A 25,431-nucleotide genomic window follows, 5' to 3' on the forward strand; every position below is an offset into this window, starting at 1 on the left:
TTTCTCAGGAATTCTCCATGTCCCATCGTGCCATTCCCCTTGTCTGCTCGCTTTTCCTTCTTCTTGCCGCCTGCGGCGAAGTGGAAGACACCCGTCCCGGTCAGCCGGTGAAAACCCGGCAACAGGCCTTCAAGGACATAATCAAGGTGTTCGAGCCGATGGGCGTCATGCTGCGCGAGAAGCGCTACGAACCGGAGAAGTTCCTGCGCTTGGCAAGCGCCCTGCACGAAAAGCGCGATGCCCCCTGGGCACATTTCGGGCCGGACACCAATTACCCGCCCACCAAGTCCACCCCGCTGGTGTGGGAAGACAGCGCCCGTTTCAACCAGGAAAGAGACACCTTCCTCGCCGCCACCGACGCCTTGCTGGCGGCGGCCAAAACGCAGGACGAAGCAAAAATCCAGGTGGCGTACGACGCGGTCCATGCCAGTTGCCAGGACTGCCACAAACCCTTCAAGACGCGCTAGATCACGGAAAGTGCCCCCATGCTCCGCCTGACCGAACTGAAATTGCCGCTGGACCACGCCGATGACGCCCTGCGTCCGGCCCTGTGCGCCCGTCTGGGCATTGCCGCCGAGGAGTTGCTGGACTTCCGCATCGCCAAGCGCAGCCACGATGCGCGCAAGAAATCGGCCATCGTGCTGATTTACCAGATCGATTTCAGCGTGCGTGACGAACAAACCCTCCGCCTGCGCCTGCAGGACGACGCCAAAATCATCCCGGCCCCCGATCTGGACTATCGCTTCCCCGCCCAGGCTCCGGCTGGCCTCAGCGAACGCCCGGTCATCATCGGCTTCGGCCCGTGCGGACTGATGGCCGGACTGGTTCTGGCACAGATGGGCTTTCGCCCGATCATTCTCGAACGCGGCAAGGCCGTGCGCGAACGGACCCAGGACACCTGGGGACTGTGGCGCAAGCAGGTGCTGAATCCGGAATCCAACGTCCAGTTCGGCGAAGGCGGCGCCGGCACGTTTTCCGACGGCAAGCTCTACAGCCAGATCAAGGACCCGCGCCACCTGGGACGCAAGGTCATGGAGGAATTCGTACGCGCCGGCGCGCCGGAAGAAATTCTCTACCTGAGCAAGCCGCACATCGGCACTTTCCGCCTGGTCAAGATGGTCGAGCACATGCGCGCCAGCATTCTTGCCCTGGGCGGAGAAATCCGTTTTTCGAGCAAGGTCGAACGTCTCTGTCGCGAGGGCAACCAGGAGAGCGGCCAGATCACCGGCGTCGAACTGGCCAGCGGCGAATTCATCGCCAGCCGCCATGTCGTGCTGGCAGTGGGCCACAGCGCCCGCGACACCTTCGCCGCCGTGCAGGCGAGCGGCGTGTTCATCGAAGCTAAACCCTTTGCCATCGGCGTGCGGATCGAACATCCGCAGCAGATGATCGACCAGGCTCGTTTCGGTTCCAACGCCGGCCACCCGCGCCTGGGAGCGGCGGATTACAAGCTGGTGCACCATGCCAGCAACGGACGCGCCGTGTACAGCTTCTGCATGTGTCCGGGCGGCCAGGTTGTGGCGGCCGCATCGGAACCGGGACAGGTGGTGACCAATGGCATGAGCCAGTATTCGCGCGCTGAACGCAATGCCAATTCGGCTCTGGTGGTGGAAGTCCGCCCGGAAGATTTTCCCGGCGATTACCGCAAGAACCCCCTGCTCGGCATCGAATACCAGCGCCAGTGGGAGCGGCTGGCCTATCAAGCCGGAGGCGAAACCTACGATGCCCCGGCGCAGCGGGTGGGCGATTTCCTTGCCAACCGCCCGTCACAGGCGCTCGGCGCGGTCGAACCGTCCTATCAACCCGGCGTGCGCATGACCGATCTCGCCACTTGTCTGCCCGATTACGTCTGCGCCGCATTGCGTGAGGCGATTGTCGCTTTTGATCGCCAGATCAAGGGCTTCGCCCAGGACGATGCGCTGCTGACCGGGGTGGAAACACGCACGTCGTCACCGATCCGCATCCGTCGCGGCGACGATTTCCAGAGCATCAACACCCGCGGCCTTTACCCGGCCGGCGAAGGCGCCGGTTACGCTGGTGGCATTCTGTCTGCCGGCGTCGATGGCATCAAGGTCGCGGAAGCGGTCGCGCTCGCCATGCTGGCCGCAACAAAAACGTAACAATCCGCTTGACGGTCGCGGCTGCGGCAGCGCAAGCTAGGCCGAAAACTTTTCGGGGCCTGCATGGCTGAAATCAATCTGGCAGCGCTGCTCGGCGGCGTTGGCCTCTTTCTTCTCGGCATGACGATGATGAGCGGCGGCTTGAAGCTGTCGCTCGGCCCGGCGCTCACCCGCCGCCTGCGCGACTGGACCAACGGACGCCTGCGCGGCCTTCTGTTCGGCAGCGTCGCCACCGCGCTGATGCAATCCTCCACTGCCACCACCGTCGCCACCATCGGCTTCGTCAATGCCGGCCTGTTGCCGCTGGGACAGTCGCTATGGGTGATCTTCGGGGCCAACCTGGGCAGCACCGTCACCAGCTGGCTGATCGCCCTGATCGGCTTCAAATTCAAGCTGGAGGCAGCCGCCCTGCCCGTGATCGGTCTCGGTGTGCTGCTGCATCTCTCCGGCGCAGAAAGCCGCCGCGGCGCTGCGGGCAGCGCTCTGGCCGGACTGGGCTTACTGTTTCTCGGCATTGGTTTCCTGCAGCAGGGTTTTGCCGGCAGCACTGAACATCTCGAACTGCAGCGGCTCTCCGGCTATGGCCTGTGGTCATTGATCGCCTTCGTCCTCGCCGGGATGCTGCTCACCGTGCTGCTACAGGCTTCGGCCGCCACCCTGGCGATCGTGCTGACGCTTGCCGAAGCCGGCGCCCTGCCGCTGAACGAAGCCGCGGCAGCCGTCATTGGCGCCAACATCGGCACCGCGATCGGCATTCTGTTCGTCCTGGTCGGCGCCACGCCCAATGCCAAACGGGCGGCCATTGCACACGTTGCCTTCAATGCGCTCACCGGCATTGTCGCTACCCTCACCCTGCCGCTGCTCCTGTTCTTCATCGAAACCCTGCGCACCGCGCTCGGCATCGGCCCGCAGCCGGCCCTCAGCCTGGCGCTCTTCCATACCCTGTTCAAGCTGCTGGGCGTCACCCTGATGTGGCCGCTCGCCAAGCCGCTGACGGCTTTCCTCAAACGCCGTTTCAAAACGCAGGAGGAAGAAATCGGCAAGCCGCACTACATCGACCGCAGCGTGGCACAAACACCGTCCCTGGCAGTGGACGCCCTGCACCGCGAAATTGCCCGGCTGGGTGACATCGTTATCGAACGCGCTCGCCTGCGCTGCCTGCCGGACAGCCACAACTGGCCGAGCAGCGATCCCTTCCCGACGCTGGCCCGCGCCATCGTCGCCTTCGTCAATGACGTGAACCAGCGCCCCATGCCGGAAAGCACCGCCAGCGAACTGGCGCAGCTGCTGCGCAGCCACCGCTATTACGACAACTGCCACGAACTGTGTGGCGAGCTTGGCAACATCCACAGCGCCGTCTCCGCCCTCACCCACGTCACGCTTTCCAGCAGCGCGCATGCGCTGGCCGCACGGGCGGCCGCCCTGCTCAACCAGCTGGACCCCGCCAAAAACGATTTCCAGCCACCGCCCGCCGATCTGCTGCAGGGGTTCGAAGCGAATTACCAGGCGCTCAAGGCCGCCCTGCTGCAGGCCGGTGCCGCCGGCACGCTCGACATCGAGCACATGGATCAGCTGATGGACGGTTTCAGCGCCCTGCGCCGGCTGCTGAAACAGGCCCACAAGGCCGCAGCCCTGCTCAGCACCCTGACGCCGGTACCCAGCGGCAACGGCCACAATGGAGACAACGGCGTCGAAGCCGCTACTGGCGCGAAAAATGACGCCCTCTATCACCGCATTACCTGCGGCGAATAACTTGCGCATGCGGAGATTGCAGATCATAATCTCCGCATGAATAGCGGCGATTACAAGTACATCTGGCAGTCCAACGACTGGCCGAACTGGCTCTTCGACCTGGCAGCACTGGCTGGGCCGATGGCTGAGGTCAGCCGCGCCCAGGGGTTGTTGATAGGTCGTCTGGTCGACGTGGGCATGGCGCTGCGCGATCAGGCGAGCCTCGCGGTACTCACCGAGGACGTGGTCAAGACCAGCGAGATCGAGGGTGAGCAGCTCAATGTTGAATCTGTGCGCTCGTCCATCGCCCGCAGGTTGGGCGTGGACATCGGTGCCCTAGCTCCGGTCGATCGGCACGTCGAAGGCGTAGTCGAGATGGTGCTGGATGCCACGACCAACAGCGAGGCACCGGTAACGCGGGAGCGTCTGTTCGGGTGGCATGCCGCACTGTTTCCTACCGGCTACTCCGGCCTTTCCAAGATCAAGGTCGGCGGCTGGCGCGACGATACCAGCGGGCCGATGCAGGTGGTGTCCGGACCCATCGGCCGCCAGCGTGTGCATTTCGAGGCGCCCTCGGCTGACCGTCTGGAGGATGAAACCAGGCGCTTCCTTGACTGGCTCAATGGCGCATCAAACGAGCCGCCACTGATCAAAGCCGGTCTCGGCCACCTATGGTTCGTCACGCTGCACCCGTTCGACGACGGCAATGGCCGTATCGCGCGGGCCATCGGCGATCTGCTCCTGGCCCGCGCCGATGGCAGTCCACAGCGGTTCTACAGTCTGTCGGCGCAGATCCAGCGCGAACGCAAAGCCTATTACGACATCCTGGAGCGGACCCAGAAGCGGTCGATGGACGTCACCGAATGGCTTGCCTGGTTCCTCGACACACTCCATCGCGCCGTCGATCAGGCGCAGCACACACTCGACGCCGTGCTGACCAAGACCCGCTTTTGGCAGCGCTGGGCAAGCACGCCACTGAACGAGCGGCAGGTGAAGTTGCTGAACAAGCTGCTCGACGGCTTCGAAGGCAAGCTCACCAGCAGCAAGTGGGCGGCCATTGCCAAGTGCTCGCCGGACACCGCCCTACGTGACATCAACGATCTGCTTGCGCGTGGTGCCCTGCGGAAATCGGATGCGGGCGGGCGCAGTACAAGCTATGTGTTGGATGATGCGCCAACGGGGGAGCGTGCATGAAGAAAGATGGAGGCGACGCGTAACTCGGATCCGCAAAATCCACGATGCCTTGGACTCCACTTTTTTCAGCCTAGCTCACAACGCGACTGCGGGGAAAAATGGCGACAAAGCGGCTACCCCGCCCAGGTTCGCTGGCAATGGCCAGGCGCGCCTGGTGGCGGTTCAGGGCATGTTTGACGATAGCCAGGCCAAGGCCGGTGCCACCCGCTTCGCGTGAGCGGCTGCGGTCAACACGGTAGAACCGTTCCGTCAGGCGTGAAATATGTTCGGGGGCAATGCCGGGACCGCTATCGCGTACAGCAAATTCCGCACCGCCTGCATCGACCCGCCACTCCAGAACAATCTTGCCGCCGGCCGGGGTATAGCGCACAGCGTTGGCCACCAGATTGGCAAAAGCGCTGAGCAACTCGCTCTCGGCGCCGTACAGGTTGCCCTGGCCGCTGCTTTCGCTGGCAATTTCGTGACGACCGCCGGAAAGCGCCTGCGCATCACGCTGCAAGCGATCGAGCATGTGCCCCATATCGACCACCTGCGAGCTTGGCGGAGGCGCCGACTCGATCGAGGACAAGGTCAGCAGATCCTGCACGATGTTGCCCATGCGCTCGGCCTGCTCCGCCATCAGGCCAAGATAGCGGGCCCGCTCTTCCGGGCTGAATTCGATTTCCTGCAGGGTTTCGAGAAACCCGCTCAACACCGTCAGCGGCGTGCGCAGTTCGTGCGAGACGTTGGCCACGAAGTCGCGCCGCATGCGTTCCAGACGATTGGCCTGCGTCACATCGCGGATCTGCATCAAGCGCCGGGCGCCGGCGTAGGGCAGGATGTGCACCGCCAGCATGCGCGGCTGCCCGCGCTCCAGCGTCAATTCCAGCGGCGTGGTAAACACGCCGGCCGCCAGATAGGCCATGAATTCCGGCACCCGCACCAGGTTGACCACCGGCAAGCCACGGTCGGTCGCCAGACATAAACCCAGCTGCTCTTCGGCAGTGCGGTTACAGAAGACGATCTGGTCCTGCGCATCAAGCAAGACCACGCCATCGATCAGGGCCTGGTTGGCAGCGATGAGCAATTCAATTTCCCGGTCGCGCTCGCTGATCTGCTGCGCCACTTCCTTCTCGTGCCGATAGAGGCGGCGGAAGATACCATCCCAAGTACCCGGCCCGGTCAGATCCGGATCGGCAAAAGGCGCTTGCGACCAGGCATCCAGGTACGCCAGGGGGCGCAGGTGCGACAGCAACAGCCAGAGCAGTGCCGCAGCGAACAACAGCCAGCCGACCCAGGCTTCGCTCAGATAACCCAGCAGCCAGGCCGCCGCCGCCAGAAAGGCCAGCAAGAGCGCGGTTTTACGAAAAACCGACATGCCCTCACTGCCCCCGGAAACGATAGCCGGTACCGCGTACCGTTTCCACCCGCGCGTCCTCACCCGAAGCTTCCAGCGCCGCACGCAGACGCCGGATATGGACATCCACCGTCCGTTCTTCGATGAACACGTGGTCGCCCCACACGTCATCCAGCAGCTGCGCCCGGGAGAACACACGCTCGGGATGGGTCATGAAGAAAAACAGCAGGCGAAATTCGGTCGGCCCCAGTTCGAGCGGCGCCCCGGCGGCTTCTGCCCGGTGTGTGACCGGGTTGACGCGCAGGCTGCCAATCTCGACCTCTTCCGCCGCCAGGTGCGGCGAGCGCCGGCGCAATACGGCGCGAACGCGCGCCACCAGCTCCTTCGGCGAGAAGGGTTTGGTGACGTAGTCATCGGCGCCCGCATCCAGGCCTTCGATCTTGTCGTCTTCATGACCACGCGCGGTGAGCATGATGATGGGCAGCAGCCGGGTGCGCTCTTCGGCCCGCAACTGCCGCGCCAGCGCCACGCCGGAACGGCCCGGCAACATCCAGTCGAGCAGCACCAGGTCGGGCAAGGTGGCGCGAATGGCCGCCTCGGCCTCTTCCGCACTCTGCGCCCGCACCGGCTGAAAACCGGCGTGCTTGAGGTTGATGACGATCAGTTCAAGGATGGCCGGCTCATCTTCCACGACCAGAACCACCGGAATCACTGCTCGCCTCCGTTATGTTCGTTGATCATCGGCGATTTGGCGTGGCGGATGTCGCGTCCTTCGGCGATGTACACCACCAGCTCGGACACATTCTTGGCATGGTCGCCAATGCGTTCGATGGCGCGGGCAATGGTCATCACCTCCAACGCCTGGGTGATGGTGCGCGGATCTTCCATCATGTGCGTGATCAGCTGCCGCAGCACCGCCTTGAACTCGATATCGACGGCATCGTCAGCGCGGATCACGCTCAAGGCAAGCGGTGCATCCAGGCGGGCGAAGGCATCCAGCGCCTGCCGCGTCATGCTCAGCGCCGCTTCGGCGATATGTCGCACCCCCACCGCAAAACGGCGTTGATCGACACCTTCGGCATGCAGGCGGCGCACCCCCTTGGCAATTTTCTTCGCCTCGTCGCCGGCGCGCTCCAGATCGGTCACGATCTTGGTCACGCCAAACACCAGACGCAGATCAGACGCCGTCGGCTGGCGCCGGGCAATGATCTGGGCGCAATCGTCGTCGATGGTTTTTTCCAGGGCGTTGATCTTGCGGTCAGTTTCCAGAATCTGTCCAACGCCCGCCGGATCGCCGCTGGCATAGGCGTCGATCACCGCCGACACCTGATTCTCGACCAGCCCGCCCATCTGCAGCACATGCGTGCGCAGGCGGCTCAGGTCTTCATCGAACTGGCTCGACACATGCAGGATTTCATTCATCTCGTTTCTCCGCTCAGCCAACCCGGCCGGTAATATAGTCTTCAGTGCGCTTGTCCTGTGGCTTGATGAACAGCTCATCGGTCTTGCCGAATTCGATCAGTTCACCAAGATACATGTAGGCCGTGTAATCCGACACTCGTGCAGCCTGCTGCATGTTGTGAGTGACGATGGCGATGGTGAATTCGCGCTTGAGTTCATGGATCAGATCCTCGATGCGCATGGTCGAGATCGGGTCCAGCGCCGAAGTCGGCTCATCGAGCAACAGCACCTGCGGCTTCACTGCCACCCCACGGGCGATGCACAAACGTTGCTGCTGACCGCCGGACAACCCGGTGCCCGGCTTGTTCAGCTTGTCCTTGACCTCGTTCCACAGTGCCGCCTTGGTCAAGGCCCATTCGACGCGATCATCCATTTCGTTGCGCGTCAGTTTTTCGTGCATGCGCACACCGAAAGCGATGTTTTCGTAGATCGACATCGGGAACGGCGTCGGTTTCTGGAACACCATACCCACCTTGGCGCGCAAATCGATGGTGTCGACGTTCTTGTCGAGAATGTTCTTGCCGGCAACGATCAACTCGCCTTCGGCGTACTGCCCCGGGTAGAGGTCGTACATGCGGTTGATCGTGCGCAGCAGGGTCGATTTGCCACAGCCCGAGGGGCCGATGAACGCGGTGACCTTGCCCTTGTAAATATCGAGATTGATGTTCTTGAGGGCAATCGCCTTGCCATAGTAAAAGTTGAGATTGCGGATGCTGATCTCGGGTGTCTGATTCTGGACAGCGGATTCGACAGGCATTGTGTTGGATTCCAATTAGAGTTGATCTGCAGCTCAGTGGTTGGCCGATTGCTGGCGGAAGACGACGCGCGCCAGGATGTTGAGGAAGAGCACCCCCATCGTGATGATGAAGACGCCGGCCCAGGCAAGTTGCTGCCAGTCCGCGAAGGGGCTCATTGCATATTTGAAGATGGTCACCGGCAGGTTGGCCATGGGCTCGGACAGGTCGGTGCTCCAGAACTGGTTGGACAGCGCAGTAAACAACAGCGGCGCAGTTTCGCCGGAAATACGGGCCAGCGCCAGCAGGATGCCGGTAATCACCCCCGTCTTGGCCGAGCGCAGGGTGACCATGATGATCACTTTCCACTTCGGCGCGCCCAGGGCAAATGCGGCTTCGCGCAAGGTATTCGGCACCAGTACCAGCATGTCCTCGGTCGTGCGCACCACCACCGGAATCACCAGCAACGCCAGCGCGACGGCGCCGGACAAACCAGAAAACTTGCCGACCTGAGACACATAGATGGCATACACGAACAGACCGATCACGATCGACGGCGCCGACAGCAGGATGTCATTGACAAAGCGGGTCACCCGGCCGAGCAGCGTGCGGCGCCCATATTCGGCGAGATAAATGCCGGCCAGGATCGCCACCGGCGTAGCGATCAGCATTGCCAGTCCGACCATGATGACGCTACCGAAGATCGCATTGCGCAGGCCGCCGACATTACCCGGCGCCGGCGTGTCATGCACCAGCAGATCGAAGGAGAGCGCGCCGATACCCTGCTCGAAGACCATCCAGAGAATCCAGATCAGCCAGAACAGGCCAAAGGCCATGGCCGCCAGCGACAGGCCAAGCGCGACGACATTGGTCAATTTGCGGCGAAGTTTCAAATTCATGGCCGGCTCCTTAGTGCGCACTGCCGCCATTTTGCTTTTCCATCGACAGAAGAAGCAGCTTGGACAGGGACAGCACGACGAAAGTAATGAAGAACAGGATCAGGCCAAGTTCGACCAGGGCTGCCGTATACAAGCCCGGGCTCGCCTCGGCGAATTCGTTGGCCAGCGCCGAGGTGATGCTGTTACCCGGCATAAACAAGGAAAAATTGCCGAGCAGGCTGGCGTTGCCGATGACAAAGGTGACCGCCATCGTCTCGCCCAGCGCCCGCCCCAGGCCAAGCATGACGCCACCAATCACCCCCACCCGCGTGTAGGGCAGCACCACCTTGCTGACCGTTTCCCAGGTCGTTCCCCCCAGGCCGTAACAGGATTCCTTGAGCATCGGTGGCACCAGCTCGAACACATCGCGCATGACCGAGGCGATGAAGGGAATGATCATGATGGCCAGGATGATGCCGGCGGCCAGAATACCAATGCCGAGCGAGGGTCCGGAAAACAGACTGCCGACCACCGGCAGTTTGCCCAGGGTCTTGGCAATGAGCGGCTGCACGTGCTGGCCAAAGAACGGCGCAAATACGAGCAAGCCCCAGATGCCATAGACGATACTGGGAATCCCCGCTAGCAGCTCGATGGCAATACCGAGAGGACGGCGCAGCCAGGTGGGCGCCATCTCGGTCAAGAACAGGGCAATGCCGAAGCTGATCGGCAGCGCGATCGCCAGGGCAATGAGTGAAGTCACGATGGTGCCGTAAATCGGCACCAGGGCACCAAAATCTTCTGCCGGTGGATTCCAGGCGGAACTGGTGAGAAAACCGAGGCCGAATTTCTCGATTGACGGCCAGGCACTCCAGGTCAGCGAAATCACGATCCCGCCCAGCAGGGACAGGGTGATGAAAGCGACGGTGCGCGTCAGGTTGAAAAACAGCAGGTCGGCCAATTTACCCTTGGCTTGCATATGACTCATGACGGTTATCCGTTTCGATTGACGTAGTGCAGCACTTCATGTGGCAACGCAATGCGGCATTTTGCACGTAACAAAAGCGCGCGCCCCCAGTCTGTGCCACCGGAAGCGCCCGCTCCATGTCCAGTGCCGCTTATTTGACAGCCTTGCCGGAAGCGTCCTTGATGTTGCTCCAGGAAGCCGTCACCTGTTTCACCAGGCTCTCCGGCAGCGGCACGTAATCCAGCTCGGACGCCAGCTTGCTGCCGTTCTTGTAAGACCATTCGAAGAATTTCAGCACTTCAGCCGCCTGCGCCGGCTTGGCCTGCACCTTGTGCATCAGGATGAAGGTGGCACCGCTGATCGGCCAGGAAGCCTTGCCCGCCTGTGCCGTCAGGATTTCGCCGAAAGCCGACTTGCTCCAGTCGGTCCCCGCAGCCGCCGCCTTGAAACTCTCATCGTCAGGACGAACGAACTCACCCGCCGGATTCTTCAGCCAGGCCCAGGCCAGATTATTCTGTTTGGCATAGGCATATTCGACATAGCCGATCGAGTTCGGAATGCGTTGCAGGAAGGCAGCAACCCCTTCGTTACCCTTGCCGCCCATGCCGGTCGGCCACTGCACTGCGGTGCCCTCGCCCACCTTGCTCTTCCACTCGCCACTGACCTTGGACAGGTAATTGGTGAAAATGAACGTAGTCCCGGAACCGTCAGCACGGCGCACCACGGCGATATCATCGCCCGGCAGCTTGGCATTCGGGTTCAGTTCAGCAATGGCCTTGTCGTTCCACTTGGTGATCTTGCCGAGGTAGATGTCGGCAATGATTTCGCCAGTCAGGCGCAAATCACCCGCCTTGATCCCGGTCACGTTGATCACCGGCACCACGCCGCCGATCACCGTCGGAAACTGCACCAGCCCGTCCTTATCCAGCACTTCCTGCTTGAGCGGCATGTCGGATGCACCGAAATCAACCGTCTTGGCGTTGATCTGCTTGATCCCGCCGCCAGAACCGATCGACTGATAATTCACCTTGTTGCCAGTAGCCTTCTGATAGGCATCCGCCCATTTTGCATACACCGGCGCCGGGAACGAAGCCCCTGCACCGGTCATATCGGCGGCCTGAACAGTCGCCCCAAACCCCAGCGTCACAGCCAGAAAAGTAGTGCGGAAAATACGCGTTTGCAGCATCTCTGCTCCTTGGTCGTTGAATGAACAGGCGCAACTTTAGGGCGGCTTTGTTACAGGCAGATGACACGGCAGGAGCTACTGCGCTCTTTATTTCTCCAGCGCCAGACTGCGGCGCAAGGCGACCAGATAATCAAGACCGGCAATCGCCCGGCTGCCGTACCAGGAGACCATTTCCCCATCGATCATGTGCGCCGGCTTCGCCGCCAGCGCGCTGACTTCGGCCAGATCATCCGGCTTGAAATGGTATGGCTCGGTCGACAAAAACACCCGCGCCACTGACGCCATCTCCGCCCAGGAAAACACTGGATAGCGCAATTCGCTCGCCGCCGGAGCAGTCTGCCAGCCCACCGCCGCCAGCATCGCTGAAATATAGGTCGAGCGCGCCACTGTCATCCACGGCTCACGCCAGATCAGGTAGGCCACCGCCTCATCGTCCAGGCTGCGCCGCAACTCCGCCGCGCGTAACAAAGCAGCCTCCAGACTGGCGCACAGCTCCGCTGCCAGCGCCTCACGCCCGAACACCCCACCCAGCAGGCGAAACAGCGTCAGGTTATCGGCCGGCGTACACGGGTGCGTCACGATCACATGCGGCACGAAACGCGCCAGCTCCGCCACCGTCTCCCGCGTATTCTCGTCAACGTTCACCAGCAAATGTGTCGGCGCCAGCGCGCGCACCACCTCCAGCCGGACATCCTTGGTCCCCCCCACCTTCGGAATATCCCGCAAAACCTCACGCGGATGCACACAAAACCCGGTACGCCCCACCAACTGCGCACGTAAGCCAAGATCGCAAACCAGCTCGGTCAACGAAGGCACCAACGACACAATACGCGCGCCCTCCCCCGCCGGAGCATGCACCTGGCCGCTGGCGTCGATCAAAGCAGAGGGGTCGGAGGGATGGGGGGAAGATGAATTCATGGGGGGGATGGTAGCAAATGGGCAAAATCACTACGAAACAGGCACCACGATACGATAGACCTCACTGCCCTTCCTGTGTCGAAGTTTGAGATTTTTCAATCTACGCCTCCCGTTGCCGGGAGGCGAAGCCAGTGTCCGAGAAAGTGCAAGTTCTTCTGTGCTCGTTTCAATCCACGCCTCCCGTTGCCGGGAGGCGAAGCCATCGGAGTCCCGCCGTGCTGCGCGGGTGGGGATGTTTCAATCCACGCCTCCCGTTGCCGGGAGGCGAAGCTCACCTGCCCAGGCAGCGCCATTAACACAAAGCGGGTTTCAATCCACGCCTCCCGTTGCCGGGAGGCGAAGCCTGGCGTAAGCCACGCCCCATGGTGTGAGGGGTAGTTTCAATCCACGCCTCCCGTTGCCGGGAGGCGAAGCAGAATACGACCGCGCGGGATGTGATACTCGTTTTGTTTCAATCCACGCCTCCCGTTGCCGGGAGGCGAAGCGGAGTTGTCCTGTACCTTGCGGACGCAGCCGACAGGTTTCAATCCACGCCTCCCGTTGCCGGGAGGCGAAGCCAGGTTATGCGCCTAGCCAAGCAGACCTGGGGCTCTTGTTTCAATCCACGCCTCCCGTTGCCGGGAGGCGAAGCCTACGCCCGTGATCCGGCGACTGATCCGCTTGCGAAGTTTCAATCCACGCCTCCCGTTGCCGGGAGGCGAAGCACGTCCACCGAGTAGTTGATGGCCCGGGCCGCAGGGTTTCAATCCACGCCTCCCGTTGCCGGGAGGCGAAGCCTGATAGACAAAGAGATTACCCGGAGAAACAAATGTTTCAATCCACGCCTCCCGTTGCCGGGAGGCGAAGCCCCGCCGGACAAGCCACGCAGGCGGGCGAACAGTGGTTTCAATCCACGCCTCCCGTTGCCGGGAGGCGAAGCGGTAGAACATCGCCTGTTCCTCGAACTCAGAAAGAGTTTCAATCCACGCCTCCCGTTGCCGGGAGGCGAAGCGCCGAATCCGCCAGCCTGGCTGACAGTCAAGCCGTTTCAATCCACGCCTCCCGTTGCCGGGAGGCGAAGCCCTCGCCGTCTTCTCGTTTCAGTGGAACCTCAACGCGTTTCAATCCACGCCTCCCGTTGCCGGGAGGCGAAGCATTTTTGTCCGACCGTTGCTGTGTAAGGGAGTAGCGTTTCAATCCACGCCTCCCGTTGCCGGGAGGCGAAGCCCTGGAACAACAGGTAAACAACGGACGTGATACCGATGTTTCAATCCACGCCTCCCGTTGCCGGGAGGCGAAGCGACAGACGCGCTCGCCGATAGTGTCGGTGGCCTTGTTTCAATCCACGCCTCCCGTTGCCGGGAGGCGAAGCCGTGGTCACGTCGGCAGGCACCGCCGCCATAGCCGTTTCAATCCACGCCTCCCGTTGCCGGGAGGCGAAGCGCAACGACGGAAACGCAGGCGTGGTGGTGGGGAAGTTTCAATCCACGCCTCCCGTTGCCGGGAGGCGAAGCCCGGCAATTGTTCCGGCAACAGAAGCCAGACCGGTTTCAATCCACGCCTCCCGTTGCCGGGAGGCGAAGCCTGCCCGTGGCGTTTGTCTGTGATTTCCATTACCTGTTTCAATCCACGCCTCCCGTTGCCGGGAGGCGAAGCTGTGCAATAAAACGGCAAGCGGCTTCTGGTGAATCTGTTTCAATCCACGCCTCCCGTTGCCGGGAGGCGAAGCCTCATGAGCAAGTGCCGCCGGTTGCGGAATGGACCGTTTCAATCCACGCCTCCCGTTGCCGGGAGGCGAAGCCCGAAATCCAGCCGATCTTACTGGTCCGCAGGTGGAAGTTTCAATCCACGCCTCCCGTTGCCGGGAGGCGAAGCCCCGAAGCTCTGGCGGGCGACCTCATCATCAGCCAGTTTCAATCCACGCCTCCCGTTGCCGGGAGGCGAAGCGTGGCGGGTCTCGCGCATTGCGGAATTCCTGGGTGTTTCAATCCACGCCTCCCGTTGCCGGGAGGCGAAGCGATTTGAGCATGTGGGCAAAATTTGTGCCGAAGCTGGTTTCAATCCACGCCTCCCGTTGCCGGGAGGCGAAGCGGTGCGCTTTGCGCTGCAATGCTTCGCGTAGGCCAGGTTTCAATCCACGCCTCCCGTTGCCGGGAGGCGAAGCCGCGGTTTTATGGAGATCTACTGATGGACGAACAGTTTCAATCCACGCCTCCCGTTGCCGGGAGGCGAAGCCTCCGGCTGGCATTGGGTCAAACGCGGGCGGATTGTTTCAATCCACGCCTCCCGTTGCCGGGAGGCGAAGCATGGCCCGCAAGCCGGCGGAACGTGCGACCCTGTTGTTTCAATCCACGCCTCCCGTTGCCGGGAGGCGAAGCTTGGCGAATGACTCCAAGCAGGTGAACGAGGTAATGTTTCAATCCACGCCTCCCGTTGCCGGGAGGCGAAGCCCGGCGCCCCTGACAGCCCCGCCCCCAGCGCAACGTTTCAATCCACGCCTCCCGTTGCCGGGAGGCGAAGCCCCTCGTTGGGGTTTTTGGATTGTTGGCAAAACCGGTTTCAATCCACGCCTCCCGTTGCCGGGAGGCGAAGCTTAGTCAACGTTTCCATTAGTCATCCTTGATGCCGTTTCAATCCACGCCTCCCGTTGCCGGGAGGCGAAGCTCATCTCCTGCAACTACAGGAGATCAAAGAACAATTCGGCCGCATTGCGCGAACCTCGTCCTTTTTGAGCAGCCGGCATCTTACGTGAAGCTCGCGCCGGGATGGAAGCTCCGACAAATCAGTGCCTTGTCGCCCGCGCGAACCTACCGGGAAAAAGTTGTGCACTCGGGGTTCGCGCGCCATCACAGCACCAGGGGCGCGTCGAAGTCGGTGGCGCGGAAGCAGCCATGTTCCTTGACCTCGTAGCCGCGCAATTCGGCAATGCGATAGAAGCGCAGGTTGTCTTCCTTGGGGTCGATTTCGGCGATCAGGTCGCGTTCAAGCGCTTCAAACTGCGCTCGGTCGACCTGGCATTCAAAGACCGATTTTTGCACCCGCTGGCCGATGCCTTCGCACAGCTTGGCGACACGGCGCAGGCGGCGTCGGCCTTCTCGGGTTTCGGTATTGACGTCGTAGCAGACGATGACCAGCATCAGCGCACCAGGTAGGGAAGATATTCATCGGTGTCGCCGCGCAGGGTGCGTGCCAACAGACGGGCCTGAACGTGCGGCAGCAGGCCGAAGGGCAAGCTCTCGGCCAACAGCGGATGCGAGGTCGGCTCCTGCTTGCGCTCCTGATAGGCCACCAGCACAGCTTTCCGGGCATCGCCTTCGAGCAGGACGGCGCCGCCTTCGCGCTCGACGAAGTCGTCGGCGTCGAGTTGGCCGCGATTGATCAGCGACAGCGCCAGACGGTCGGCGAAGAAGCGAAACTCCTCCACCAGGTCGAGCGCCAGCGCCGCCCGCCCCGGCCGCAGGGCATGCAGAAAGCCGACTTGCGGGTCGAGCCCGGCGGCTTCGATGGCCGAGCGGCAATCGTTCATCAGCAGCGAGTAGAGGAAGGAAAGCAGCGCATTGACGCGGTCGCGCGGCGGTCGTCGGCTGCGCCCATCCATACGAAAGGCGTCACGAGCGCTTGGGCGGACAAGATGATTGAGCGCGGCGAAATATTGCCGCGCCGCTTCTCCCTCTACGCCGCGCAGGGTATCAAGATCGCCCGCCGTCGGCAGGGCGCGCAAGGCAGCGGCAAGATCGTCGGCACCGCGCGCCAGGATGGCAGCGTCTTCTTCAAGCTTGCTCTCGCGCGCGCCGCGCAGCAGCACCTGGCGGCAGTTGCGCACCTTGCCGGCGATGCAGTTGCGCGCCAGCCGGACGGCAAGCGCGGTATCGTCCGCCGCCCGGTGCTGCGCCTGCCGGAGCAGCACATTGCCCGACACCGCGCCTTCCAGCCGCGCCTTGAAGCGCCCGTTGGCATCGAGCAAAACCAGCGCCACGCCCTCTTCCGCCAGGCGGTGCATCAGCGGCAGCGACACCGTGACGTGGCCGAAACAGACCACGGCGCCAAGGTGGTGCAAGGGCACCCGTAAGCGGGTTTCACGTTCGATGTCCAGCCGCACAGTGTTGTTGTCGAGGTGGACGTAGCTTTCCGGCGTCGTCACATACAAGGTGTTGAGCAACTGCATGTCAGTCCTCCGGCTCGAACAGATGGGCCAGCGCAGCGGTGCGCGCCGGGTTGTTGTGCACCGCGTCCGGCTGGCACAGGTCGCGTAGCGAACAGGCACGGCAATGCTCGTCGGCCAGCGGTGGCGGGGTGATGCCGCTAGCCAGCAGATCGCGCACCCCGGTGATGGCGATCATGGTTTTTGCCCTTAAAGCGGCGTCGACCGCAACATTTCGCCGCCGGCGCGAGCTGGCGTAATACAAGGCGCCTTCCGGTACCGGCTTGCCGAACATCTCTTCCAGACACAGCGCCTGCGCCGCCAGTTGCACGTCGTCACAAGCCGCGATGTCGGCCCGCTTGTGGCGGGAACCGTGTTTGTACTCCACCGGGTAAGGCGTGCCGTCGGGCAGGAATTCCACCACATCGGCCTTGCCGACCAGCCCCAGCCGGTCGCTGAACAGCGGCAGGGCACGCTCGATGCGCAGGCCATCTCGTACCTCAAAGCCGGGGTCATCGACCCGCTTGTGCAGGGCCTGACCGCGCTGGGTGAACAGGTTGTCCTCGAACACCTGCTCAATGTGGATCAAGGCGTACTGGCGCGGGCAGTAGCACCAGTGCTGGAGGGCGGAAAGGGGAATGGGATCAAGGGGTTCGCTATTCATCGGCCAAGCAATCGTGAAAGAACTTCTCTACAATCCGAGGTCTACCGCGAAGGAGGGTTTCACGATGTCGCTCACTTACCAGCAAGTGGCCCAGGCCGCCATGCAACTCCGCCCGGACGAGCGCGTCGACCTGGCGGAAAAGCTCTGGGTCAGCGTCGAGACACCGGAGGCGATTGCCGCCGCCTGGGACGAGGAAATCGCTCGCCGTGTCGCCCAACTGGAAGCCGGCGAGGTTGAAACCGTGCCCGCCGAACAAGTCATTGCCGAACTACGCACCCAGCTGGTGTGATTGCCATCCGCTTCCACCCAGCCGCCCGCAAGGAAATTCAGCGGGCTTTTGACTGGTATCGGCAGGAGGCAAGCCCGCTCGTCGCAACCGGTTTTCTTGACGACTTTGAACAAACCCTGGCACTCCTGAAACGCCACCCGAAAATCGGCGAAACCGGCAACAGCCAAACCCGCCGCCAGGTTTTCCAGCGCTACCCCTACACCGTGGTCTATCGCCTGGCAGGCGAAACGCTGGAAATCGTCGCCATCGCCCACCACAGCAGACAGCCGGAGTATTGGGCGAGGCGACGGTAGGGGCTGCGATTCAGAAGCCGTCGATAATTTCCGGTTCCAATCCGGGCAAGGCCTGACGCAAACGATCCTTGTCGAAGCTACCATCATCGTTGAGCAGGTTTCGCAACGAATCGTGGACCTTAGCCGCAGAGTACTGTCCGGCCTTGCAGTTGTGCTTCCACCAAATCACCGACAGAACCTGCATGCTTCCGTCGGGACGTGCAGACGAAGCATCGTTCTCGAAAAGTCGCGGCAAAATCCCCTTGATGACTTCCGCATCTGCATCGCTGAAGCCAGTTCGTTCGGCAAGTTGCGGGTTAATGCTGCCGTAGCATTCGTAAATTCCTTGATCGACCCGATGTTTCATGCCCATGGTGTCCGCACCCCGCTTGCTGCCATCGCCTTCGCCACTGACGCTCTTAGTAATCTGCGTGCTGGTCACACCAACAATTTCCTTGCTGAAAGCGGACTGCACGGTAACCGGGCCTCGAATAGGAATGGAAACACCACTGGCATCACCGTCCTTGCCGAACGCAAAGACCTGCCCAAACGCCCGGACATCGAACCATTTTTCGCAAGCTTTTTTCGCTGTCTCGTCCTTTTTTGTCTTTTTCGGGTTCCAGGCATCTTTGCCTAACCCATTGGTTTCCGACTCGGCCCTGCTTCGTAGACTTGGCTCACCATCCATCTTGCGATCATCAGACTGTACAAAAATCGAATGTTTCTCCTCTTGCAAACGGTCCCGCAATTTGCGCTTGAGGCAAACGTCGGTAATTTCCCCGAAACCACCGTAATCAGTGCGGGGACGATTGCCGTTCAACGGATCGCCGTTCGGATTGGCATTGCGGACGCGCAAGACGAGCGCGAAATCGATTTTGTTTTGCAGAGTGCTCATTTGGATTTCCTTTCAGAAAAATACTTGGCTAATTCAGTGGTTGGTTTCGGCTTGGCTATCGGCGCTGGCGGCTTGCTTGTCCGCATCCGCCGCTGGCCAGAAGTCCTTGCGTTGCGCGTGGTAGCCGAGCAAGAACTCGCCGCTTAAAGGCGCATCGCTGGTTCTTTCCGGCAAGTCATTCAGCCGACTCATCACCTCATCAAGCAACTTGCGACGCTTGACCAGAAGGCCAACCGATCTGTCGCTCCCAGCCTGCATCCGGGCTTCATAAGGTTTGAGCGCAAGTTCAATCGTCCGCCAGGTTGAGAACGGACGATCCGCGAAACGCTGCATCAGCCGGCCTGCCGTGGTTTCCCGCTTTTTCCCCTCATCCGAAGCCGACAAGGCATAGCCTTCGATGCTATCAGCGATGGCCAGCAAACGGCCGTAGAGGTAGTCGCGACTGTTTCTTTCCGTTTCCAAATCCATCTGGTAGTTCCTTTCCTGGTGGTATCCCTTAAAAAGTGCGCAAGCTATTCCCAAAACCTTTTCCCATTCCCAGCGTTCCAGTCCGACGCGATTGGTCGCTCGCCGAACAGTGCTTCTCACCAGATCAAGCGGCACATCCCAGCCATCGACAATGCACGGCAGCAAACGCTCTACCGTTGCCTTCTGGAGCTTTTCGTCGAGGCGCCGACCGTAGGCCGCTTCGGCAATATCAGGCGGCGCTGGCGCGCCAATGAAACGCGTGTCCTTGCCGTAGTTTTGATGCCAGGCATACCGTGCATGCCAAGCTTCCAGTCGCTTGAGAAAGTCGGAACCCTTCAGTTCGCGGTAAAAGCTGATCGCCATACGACCCGGCGTCGCTGAATCCAAGCCAATTACAACGACATCCTCTTTGGGATCGAGGTTGGCGCCGTAACCGGCAACGGCTTTCTTCAGGCGCAAGGCAAAGTTCTGGTCGGTACCAACCGAACTTGTCGCAGCTTTTATGTCCGAGCTATCAAGCTCGAATTGCTCAAAGATGTTCTTGATCGGATTGGGCAACAAAACACCGGAAACAGCCCAACTCACGACGGCCTGATCGCCCTTCCGGTAGCCTTGATGGGCAAGCAGCCAGCGCAAGGCGTTATGCGCCTTTTGCGTGACATCAAAGCCCACCGAAATAACTTCCTTGGCCTCTATGAACTTGCCGCGAAAGGTATAGCCAGAATCATCGTTAGCAGAAATCAGCTTGGCCTTATCGCCGGCATGCCTGAGTTTCGCCGGGTGCTGAATCGCTAGCGCCGATTCCTGTCCGGTCACCATGCAAATCCCGAACAAAGCTTGGGTATGCTGGTAATACGCTATCCAGGAGTCAATCAGGGCCTGATCCTGCCAAGTTGCGCTCAACGGATCATCTGGTGCGCTTTCCACCCGCCAACGAACAAAGGCGTCTTCCGGTGCTTGGGTGTTCTGAATGACTTTGAAAATGGCCGGTGCGGGATTCGCCTCGTCACTCCAGCTTTTGAGAAGTTTGCCGTCCTCGCCCAGCGGCAGGATTCCCGCCGTGACCAAATCCCGCACCACGCTCCCTTTTTCCACGTAGTGGAGAATGGCCGTCAATTTGGGATGCTGCCACTCAGAGGCAGCCCAAGCACGTAGCCCGACCAGATAGTCGCGGTTCGGCACTTCCGGCTCTTTGGCAAAACCCGAGGTCACTTCACCGCCGAAAACCACGAAGTCCTTGGCCACGTACTGTAATTTATCGCAAAGCGGATGATTAACCGGCTTGCTCCCGGATCGACTCGCGGACCCCTCAGTACAAGGAATCAGGGTCGTACCCTGACTTTTTTCGATTACAACAGCCCGTTTGAAGCCACCATTGCCGTCGAGCACAATTTCAATCTGCGCCTGCTGGGTGGAGTGGCAAATCGGCATCAGCGGCTCGAAACCTTCTGGCTCGTGCCCGGCACTCTGTTCGTAGGTTTCATACAGCTTTTGAATCCAGCTCATGATTGCGCCTCCAACTGGCCGGCCAAATCATCGGCTTCTTCATCCACCGCACGCTGGTTGCTCGAAACACCAAAGGCTTTCGGACTCATATCCCGGACGAACTTCCGCACTTTGCAATCTTCCGGTCGGTCGAAGCGGATCACACCGTTGACCATCGTCGGAGACCAGCTCCGGGTGTACAGCTTATTTTCCCCGATCTCGTCGGGGTAGTCGAAGCTGTGAAACATCAGCCCAAACCCGAGTTCACCGTCGGCATCCAGCTCGCCGACGCCGGAACCGAATTCGCAGGGTTCGACGTAGCCCTGGCAATCGCGGGTTCCCAGAAAAATGTCCTGGCGCCCACCCCGCTCCAGCATGCGCTTGGCAATGTCGTAGTGTTTCCCTTCTATCCGGTCCGCTGCCAATTCCTGGCGGTAGGTGTTCCACTCGAAATGTGCCCGAACCTGATACTCGACATCAGACAGGAAGGTATAGATCGCCAGACTGTTGCCGCCGCTGTATTCCTGCGGCTTGGTGCCCTTGGTCTGCGTCCGGATACGCTTCATAACGCGCACCTCATCCACCACCCAGATCAACGTCGGTTTCCAGTAAATGGACTTCAGGACACCCTTGAGGGCTTCATAAGTGGGGATGTGGTACGAGCATTTTTCGCCACCGATACGGGTCAGCGGATCGGTAAATAGGGCATAGCGGCCCCATAAACGGAATTCGATACTGTTGCGCCTAGACATTGAGTGTCTCCATCAAAGAAACGGGTTCAGTCGCCAGACCGAACTGCTTGCTGTAATAGCGGGGATCAAGGCTGTAAATTCGGACGCCCTCCTTGATGACATGCAAGGCTTCGGCCTTGGAAAGTTTGTCGAACACATGCGGAAAAACATTGACGGTGAATTGCTGGGCTTCGCGCAACAATTCACCCTCCAGCGAAATGTCGTAGGCACCATGCAGGCGACCAATCAGATCAGCCCCCGCTTTGCCCCAGGGAACCACTACACCTTGGGTTGGCGAGTCGATGGCTTTGAATGCTTCGGCTGCGGACATGAAGGACTGATTTAGTCCCCGAATAGAAGATGAATCCCCATTGCGCGCGGCCTCTTTCAAAGACGACTCGTTGTCCGACAACAGGCTCAGCAAGGAGTCATTTCGCCCAATGGCTTTCGCCTCCTTGGGGGAAACGGGGTAGCCCATGTCCTTTTGCCGCTCAAAGAAATAATGGGTGTAGTAGTCAGCCAAAGCCTGCGGCCCTAGCAGGTCGTGCTCATAACGCTCTGGCGTTTCGCGGAAGAAATCGAGGACTGAAGCGACTTTGTCTCGCCCGATGGCGATATCTTTCAAGTACTCCAGCGCGACATGCTCATCCGAAGGATTCACCAAATACACCCGGCCTCGCGCCGACTTGCCGTTGCGATTGCAACGCCCGGCCGCTTGCGCGATGGAGTCCAGCCCAGCCATGGAACGAATCACCGCGCCGAAATCCACATCAACGCCGGCCTCGATCAACTGCGTGCTAACACACAGCGTTGGCAATCCGAATTCGAGGCGAGACTTGATCTTTGCCAACTCGGATTTCCGGTGCATGGGGCACATGTCAGTGCTGAGATGAGAGAGGCTGTCTGCATTGACCAATGACTGGCAGGCAAGAAAGATTTGCTTGGCAGCGTCTTTGGTATTGACGATGACTAGGCAGCTTTCCACCCGCTCTACCTCAGCGCGGGCCAAGTCTGCTATCTCAGCAAAAGTCCAACCGTTTGGCCGTCGTTGATCAATGATCTCCACCCGCTTGAGGTCCGCAAAAAGCTGGCGGACATCGCTGACAATTTCATGTCCTTCGGCCAGACGAATCGCCCCCTGATCGAGCGCCACCTGATGCAGCAATGGCTGCGTGGCTGTGCAGAGCACGACGGTACTGTTGCACTGTTCGCTCAGGAAATTGATGGCGTTATTGAACAAGTGGACGCAACGGATCGGCAAAGTCTGGATTTCGTCGAAAATCAGGACCGCATTGGCCAACTGGTGCATGCGCCGCGCGCCGCGCGTGCCACTGCCAAACAAGGTTTCAAGCAACTGCACCATGGTCGTGTAGACCACTGGCGCATCCCAGTTCTCGCAAAGCATCTTTTCCCGCCAAGTCTGCTTTTCCGGAGTAACGCTGGAGTGATGTTCCAATACGACCTTGCCCTGATCCTGCGGAAAATCCTCAGGTTCGAGAATGTCGCGGACCACTTTCGCGTTCTGGTCGATGATGGACGTGAACGGAATTACGTAGATGACGCGATCCAATTTGCGCCGCTCCGCATGATGTAAGGCAAAACGCAAGCTGGCCAAGGTTTTGCCGCCGCCCGTCGGCACCGTCAAGGTGTAAATCCCGGCTGGACGCTCAGCGGCATCTTTGCACTCAGTGGAGATTTGCTGCCGCAAGTGGTCAATCGGATGTCGCGGCGCGAAAGCTGCCAGTGCTTTTTCCAGACGCTCAATCAGAACAGCCCAAGGCACGTAATCGCCTTGTGGCCGATTAGCGGCGACTTTCTTTTGTTCGAAATTCGCCGTATCGATACGGTCGGCATCGATCAAACAACTGAACAGAAACCGGACAGCCAAGCCCAGTTGCTGAAACAACGGCCTCGAATTTTTCTCTTTCTGGTTGAGGGTCGTCAGCAGATTTTTCATTTCGCCAATTAACTCAGGCGAATCCAGCAGCACATGCGCCCGCGCCAGTATTTCTGCATCGGCGCAGGACTGCACTTCTTCAAGGTGAGTCTTCTCTTCCGGCTTTCTCATGCGCTTGCCGAAGACATCGCTACCCTCTGGATCTAGGCAATCGATCAAGCCGGAATGGTGGGATGCAATGCAGAGTGCCAGTAACTGGCCGATCAAGGACTCTCGCTCTCCTCTCTTGGACAAGGTTTGCCAGATAAACTGGGCACCGGCCGATGAGTGATCGACCTTGCCCTTGAGAGCCCCAGAATCAACGTAATCATCCTCGTCAGGGTTAAGCAAACCGAGGGCGGAATGGATATAGCACCGAAAATCCTCGCTGTACTTCCCGAGATCGTGAAGCAATCCGATCAACTCTCCGGCAACCTCAAGACTGATTTTCTTGCCAAAGATGCTCGATAGCGCGGCCACACCAAGCAAGTGACTGGAAAGGGCTTGAAAAACCTGATCATTTTTCCGCCAATGAGCCATTGGCAGAAGTTTGGCTTCTTCGCTTTTCATAATTTCGCGTCTCCATTGCGAAAGCCACCGTCGATACCCCTTGGTACTACCCGCTCAAGACATTCAGGAAGAGTCACATCAGCCGCAACAACAACTCTTTGAGCACAAAGGAGCGAAAAAACATACCAGTCGCAGCAAGCGCAAAAACAAGTACACAGGCAGCATAGAAGCGATGCGACGGCTGATTTTTCATCAACCGTAATTCGCGCAATAATCCAATTAGATTGCCCATACCCCTTACCTCGCACCAAGAAACTGGACAAATCATAGCATTCGTTCTTAGCTTGTGTTGTTGTGCGGTTTAAACCGGGGCCGCAATAAAGTCTGGTAGACTTGGTACCTCGCCAAAAACTAGGCGTGGATTGAAACTTAGCAGGTGTAGTTGTGAAGCCAGCAAGAGTTGATTGGGCCGGGCTTGTCCCGGCCCTTTCTTTATCGAAGGCTAGGTAACTCACTTCACTCATCCCCATACCTCCCCGCCGCCGCCTTCAACAACCCCACCACCTTCGCCCGCAACTCCGCCGGCGCCACCACCTCGCAATCCGGCCCGTGCTTCAGGATGTCCATGATCAGTTCCGGGTCCTGGCTGTAGGGCACGCAGAGTTGATAGCGGCCGTCGGGCAGGAATTCGCCGTGCTGTTGCGGGTGCCAGCGTTCGCTGGCGACCCAGCGGGCGCGATGGATGGAGAAAACCAGGACAGCCAGATGTTCGGCTGGGCCGCTGAATATTCCATAGCCCGAACTCAGGACTTGATCAAGCACTGCCTCTTCAATATCTACCGCTCCGGTATCAACAACGCTGGCTGTTTGAATCGCATCGACCGAAAAACTGCGCAGCTCTTCGCGCAAGTGGCACCAGGCATCGAGATACCAGTTGTCACGGTAGTGCACCAAACGCTGGGGCGAAACCTCGCGCTGGGTAATCTGGCCGTCGCTGCGTGCAGCATAGGTGAGCAGCAGACGACGACGTTCCATCAAGGCCGCTGCAATCGTCTGAAAAAACATCGGGTTACACTGCCTGGGCGCACTTCCCAAAATGCGGACACGCCAGAAGATATCGGCGACATCGCCACCGCAGCTTTCGAGTAGGCCGAGAAGACGTTGGCGCAACGGCGCTATCTGCTCGGCAAGTACACCACTGCCATCAATGCTGCCAAGCAGTTGTTGTGTGCTAAGCAAGGCGTGAATCTCTGCAGGAGAAAACCATAAGCCAGGCAGCGCATGGCGTTCGACACTGCGATCAATGCGGTAACGCCCCTGCTCACGATCGAACAAGATGGGCACCTGCAAGCATTCCCGCAACTCGCGCAAATCCCGGTGCAGTGTGGCACGGGACACCTCCAGCCGCTGCTGCAGTTCAGCAAAGTGAACGCCGCGACGAGTCAGCAACATGCGCTCGATGATTCCGAATCGTTCTGATTTTGTCATCGCTCCCCCTCGCCCGGCATCTTATGCGTTTATGCAGCCGGCAATCCAGCC

At 60.1% G+C, this 25,431-nt stretch carries 23 protein-coding genes and 1 CRISPR repeat array; of the genes, 6 read left to right on the top strand and 17 right to left on the bottom strand.

Annotation, left to right across the window (positions count from 1 at the left end):
• Window positions 1-17 precede the first annotated feature (17 nt).
• The 4 genes from JYJ39_RS00235 to JYJ39_RS00250 all read left to right on the top strand — a co-directional run bounded on the left by JYJ39_RS00235 (window position 18) and on the right by JYJ39_RS00250 (window position 5,045).
• Window positions 18-467 carry a c-type cytochrome gene (locus JYJ39_RS00235; RefSeq protein WP_205200975.1) on the top strand — a complete coding sequence of 150 codons (450 nt, stop codon included), beginning with the start codon at window positions 18-20 and terminating at the stop codon, window positions 465-467.
• Window positions 468-485: 18 nt separating this feature from the next.
• Window positions 486-2,120 (top strand): NAD(P)/FAD-dependent oxidoreductase, encoded by a 1,635-nt coding sequence (locus JYJ39_RS00240; RefSeq protein WP_205200977.1) that lies wholly within the window; start codon window positions 486-488, stop codon window positions 2,118-2,120.
• Between the two features lie 63 nt (window positions 2,121-2,183).
• The gene (locus tag JYJ39_RS00245) at window positions 2,184-3,872 is read left to right on the top strand and encodes a Na/Pi cotransporter family protein (RefSeq protein WP_205200979.1); all 1,689 of its coding nucleotides are present in this window, start codon (window positions 2,184-2,186) and stop codon (window positions 3,870-3,872) included.
• Window positions 3,873-3,908: 36 nt separating this feature from the next.
• Window positions 3,909-5,045 (top strand): Fic family protein, encoded by a 1,137-nt coding sequence (locus JYJ39_RS00250; RefSeq protein ID WP_205200983.1) that lies wholly within the window; start codon window positions 3,909-3,911, stop codon window positions 5,043-5,045.
• Window positions 5,046-5,115: 70 nt separating this feature from the next.
• On the opposite strand, the gene phoR is transcribed toward JYJ39_RS00250, so the two are convergent.
• From phoR to cas4, 11 genes are all read right to left on the bottom strand, one after another.
• Window positions 5,116-6,402 (bottom strand): phosphate regulon sensor histidine kinase PhoR, encoded by a 1,287-nt coding sequence (gene phoR, locus JYJ39_RS00255; RefSeq protein WP_205200985.1) that lies wholly within the window; start codon window positions 6,400-6,402, stop codon window positions 5,116-5,118.
• Between the two features lie 4 nt (window positions 6,403-6,406).
• A complete protein-coding gene (gene phoB / locus JYJ39_RS00260; protein ID WP_430622458.1) occupies window positions 6,407-7,093 on the bottom strand; it encodes a phosphate regulon transcriptional regulator PhoB in 687 nt (228 codons plus the stop codon).
• A complete protein-coding gene (gene phoU, locus JYJ39_RS00265) occupies window positions 7,090-7,803 on the bottom strand; it encodes a phosphate signaling complex protein PhoU (protein ID WP_205200988.1) in 714 nt (237 codons plus the stop codon). Before phoU ends, phoB begins: the two co-directional genes overlap by 4 nt.
• A gap of 13 nt (window positions 7,804-7,816) precedes the next feature.
• Window positions 7,817-8,599, bottom strand: coding sequence for a phosphate ABC transporter ATP-binding protein PstB (gene pstB / locus JYJ39_RS00270; protein WP_205200991.1), 783 nt, complete (start codon window positions 8,597-8,599; stop codon window positions 7,817-7,819).
• Window positions 8,600-8,632: 33 nt separating this feature from the next.
• A complete protein-coding gene (gene pstA, locus JYJ39_RS00275; RefSeq protein ID WP_205200994.1) occupies window positions 8,633-9,475 on the bottom strand; it encodes a phosphate ABC transporter permease PstA in 843 nt (280 codons plus the stop codon).
• Window positions 9,476-9,485: 10 nt separating this feature from the next.
• On the bottom strand, window positions 9,486-10,439 hold the full coding sequence (pstC, locus tag JYJ39_RS00280; RefSeq protein ID WP_205200997.1) for a phosphate ABC transporter permease PstC: 954 nt from the start codon (window positions 10,437-10,439) through the stop codon (window positions 9,486-9,488).
• Window positions 10,440-10,569: 130 nt separating this feature from the next.
• Window positions 10,570-11,604, bottom strand: a complete 1,035-nt coding sequence (gene pstS / locus JYJ39_RS00285) for a phosphate ABC transporter substrate-binding protein PstS (protein WP_205200999.1) — start codon at window positions 11,602-11,604, stop codon at window positions 10,570-10,572.
• 87 nt (window positions 11,605-11,691) lie between these two features.
• The gene (locus tag JYJ39_RS00290; RefSeq protein ID WP_205201002.1) at window positions 11,692-12,522 is read right to left on the bottom strand and encodes a helical backbone metal receptor; all 831 of its coding nucleotides are present in this window, start codon (window positions 12,520-12,522) and stop codon (window positions 11,692-11,694) included.
• Between the two features lie 92 nt (window positions 12,523-12,614).
• A CRISPR array of direct repeats spans window positions 12,615-15,165; the repeat unit is 37 nt; unit sequence GTTTCAATCCACGCCTCCCGTTGCCGGGAGGCGAAGC.
• A gap of 182 nt (window positions 15,166-15,347) precedes the next feature.
• Window positions 15,348-15,638, bottom strand: coding sequence for a CRISPR-associated endonuclease Cas2 (gene cas2, locus JYJ39_RS00295; RefSeq protein ID WP_205201004.1), 291 nt, complete (start codon window positions 15,636-15,638; stop codon window positions 15,348-15,350).
• Complete coding sequence (gene cas1c / locus JYJ39_RS00300; protein ID WP_205201006.1) at window positions 15,638-16,666, bottom strand: type I-C CRISPR-associated endonuclease Cas1c; 1,029 nt, start codon at window positions 16,664-16,666, stop codon at window positions 15,638-15,640. The genes cas2 and cas1c overlap by 1 nt, the downstream gene beginning before the upstream one ends.
• A 1-nt stretch (window position 16,667) precedes the next feature.
• Window positions 16,668-17,306, bottom strand: coding sequence for a CRISPR-associated protein Cas4 (gene cas4 / locus JYJ39_RS00305; RefSeq protein WP_205201009.1), 639 nt, complete (start codon window positions 17,304-17,306; stop codon window positions 16,668-16,670).
• Window positions 17,307-17,370: 64 nt separating this feature from the next.
• On the opposite strand from cas4, the gene JYJ39_RS00310 reads away from it, so the two are divergent.
• Together JYJ39_RS00310 and JYJ39_RS00315 are read left to right on the top strand one after the other, a co-directional pair.
• On the top strand, window positions 17,371-17,595 hold the full coding sequence (locus JYJ39_RS00310; RefSeq protein WP_205201012.1) for an addiction module protein: 225 nt from the start codon (window positions 17,371-17,373) through the stop codon (window positions 17,593-17,595).
• Window positions 17,592-17,888, top strand: a complete 297-nt coding sequence (locus tag JYJ39_RS00315) for a type II toxin-antitoxin system RelE/ParE family toxin (protein WP_205201014.1) — start codon at window positions 17,592-17,594, stop codon at window positions 17,886-17,888. The genes JYJ39_RS00310 and JYJ39_RS00315 overlap by 4 nt, the downstream gene beginning before the upstream one ends.
• A 10-nt stretch (window positions 17,889-17,898) precedes the next feature.
• Here JYJ39_RS00315 and cas7c read toward each other — a convergent pair whose 3' ends face one another.
• From cas7c to JYJ39_RS00345, 6 genes are all read right to left on the bottom strand, one after another.
• On the bottom strand, window positions 17,899-18,762 hold the full coding sequence (gene cas7c, locus JYJ39_RS00320; RefSeq protein ID WP_205201017.1) for a type I-C CRISPR-associated protein Cas7/Csd2: 864 nt from the start codon (window positions 18,760-18,762) through the stop codon (window positions 17,899-17,901).
• 33 nt (window positions 18,763-18,795) lie between these two features.
• Window positions 18,796-20,736 (bottom strand): type I-C CRISPR-associated protein Cas8c/Csd1, encoded by a 1,941-nt coding sequence (gene cas8c / locus JYJ39_RS00325; protein WP_205201019.1) that lies wholly within the window; start codon window positions 20,734-20,736, stop codon window positions 18,796-18,798.
• Window positions 20,733-21,467, bottom strand: a complete 735-nt coding sequence (gene cas5c / locus JYJ39_RS00330; RefSeq protein WP_205201022.1) for a type I-C CRISPR-associated protein Cas5c — start codon at window positions 21,465-21,467, stop codon at window positions 20,733-20,735. The genes cas8c and cas5c overlap by 4 nt, the downstream gene beginning before the upstream one ends.
• Entirely contained in the window at window positions 21,460-23,952 is a 2,493-nt protein-coding gene (cas3, locus tag JYJ39_RS00335; protein WP_205201024.1) for a CRISPR-associated helicase Cas3', read from the bottom strand. The genes cas5c and cas3 overlap by 8 nt, the downstream gene beginning before the upstream one ends.
• A 73-nt stretch (window positions 23,953-24,025) precedes the next feature.
• Window positions 24,026-24,184: a hypothetical protein gene (locus JYJ39_RS00340; RefSeq protein WP_205201026.1), complete on the bottom strand. Its 159-nt coding sequence runs from the start codon at window positions 24,182-24,184 to the stop codon at window positions 24,026-24,028.
• A gap of 224 nt (window positions 24,185-24,408) precedes the next feature.
• Window positions 24,409-25,344 (bottom strand): helix-turn-helix transcriptional regulator, encoded by a 936-nt coding sequence (locus JYJ39_RS00345; RefSeq protein WP_205201027.1) that lies wholly within the window; start codon window positions 25,342-25,344, stop codon window positions 24,409-24,411.
• Between the last annotated feature and the right edge of the window lie 87 nt (window positions 25,345-25,431).

The sequence above is a fragment of the Azonexus hydrophilus genome (assembly GCF_905120355.1).
Classification (GTDB): domain Bacteria; phylum Pseudomonadota; class Gammaproteobacteria; order Burkholderiales; family Rhodocyclaceae; genus Azonexus.

Bases quoted from the DNA above. Each gene is read 5' to 3' on its own strand.
- JYJ39_RS00235 (WP_205200975.1), top strand. From the start codon at position 18: ATGTCCCATCGTGCCATTCCCCTTGTCTGCTCGCTTTTCCTTCTTCTT.
- JYJ39_RS00240 (WP_205200977.1), top strand. From the start codon at position 486: ATGCTCCGCCTGACCGAACTGAAATTGCCGCTGGACCACGCCGATGAC.
- JYJ39_RS00245 (WP_205200979.1), top strand. From the start codon at position 2,184: ATGGCTGAAATCAATCTGGCAGCGCTGCTCGGCGGCGTTGGCCTCTTT.
- JYJ39_RS00250 (WP_205200983.1), top strand. From the start codon at position 3,909: ATGAATAGCGGCGATTACAAGTACATCTGGCAGTCCAACGACTGGCCG.
- phoR (WP_205200985.1), bottom strand. From the start codon at position 6,402: ATGTCGGTTTTTCGTAAAACCGCGCTCTTGCTGGCCTTTCTGGCGGCG.
- phoU (WP_205200988.1), bottom strand. From the start codon at position 7,803: ATGAATGAAATCCTGCATGTGTCGAGCCAGTTCGATGAAGACCTGAGC.
- pstB (WP_205200991.1), bottom strand. From the start codon at position 8,599: ATGCCTGTCGAATCCGCTGTCCAGAATCAGACACCCGAGATCAGCATC.
- pstA (WP_205200994.1), bottom strand. From the start codon at position 9,475: ATGAATTTGAAACTTCGCCGCAAATTGACCAATGTCGTCGCGCTTGGC.
- pstC (WP_205200997.1), bottom strand. From the start codon at position 10,439: ATGAGTCATATGCAAGCCAAGGGTAAATTGGCCGACCTGCTGTTTTTC.
- pstS (WP_205200999.1), bottom strand. From the start codon at position 11,604: ATGCTGCAAACGCGTATTTTCCGCACTACTTTTCTGGCTGTGACGCTG.
- JYJ39_RS00290 (WP_205201002.1), bottom strand. From the start codon at position 12,522: ATGAATTCATCTTCCCCCCATCCCTCCGACCCCTCTGCTTTGATCGAC.
- cas2 (WP_205201004.1), bottom strand. From the start codon at position 15,638: ATGCTGGTCATCGTCTGCTACGACGTCAATACCGAAACCCGAGAAGGC.
- cas1c (WP_205201006.1), bottom strand. From the start codon at position 16,666: ATGCAGTTGCTCAACACCTTGTATGTGACGACGCCGGAAAGCTACGTC.
- cas4 (WP_205201009.1), bottom strand. From the start codon at position 17,306: ATGAATAGCGAACCCCTTGATCCCATTCCCCTTTCCGCCCTCCAGCAC.
- JYJ39_RS00310 (WP_205201012.1), top strand. From the start codon at position 17,371: ATGTCGCTCACTTACCAGCAAGTGGCCCAGGCCGCCATGCAACTCCGC.
- cas7c (WP_205201017.1), bottom strand. From the start codon at position 18,762: ATGAGCACTCTGCAAAACAAAATCGATTTCGCGCTCGTCTTGCGCGTC.
- cas8c (WP_205201019.1), bottom strand. From the start codon at position 20,736: ATGAGCTGGATTCAAAAGCTGTATGAAACCTACGAACAGAGTGCCGGG.
- cas5c (WP_205201022.1), bottom strand. From the start codon at position 21,467: ATGTCTAGGCGCAACAGTATCGAATTCCGTTTATGGGGCCGCTATGCC.
- cas3 (WP_205201024.1), bottom strand. From the start codon at position 23,952: ATGAAAAGCGAAGAAGCCAAACTTCTGCCAATGGCTCATTGGCGGAAA.
- JYJ39_RS00340 (WP_205201026.1), bottom strand. From the start codon at position 24,184: ATGGGCAATCTAATTGGATTATTGCGCGAATTACGGTTGATGAAAAAT.
- JYJ39_RS00345 (WP_205201027.1), bottom strand. From the start codon at position 25,344: ATGTTGCTGACTCGTCGCGGCGTTCACTTTGCTGAACTGCAGCAGCGG.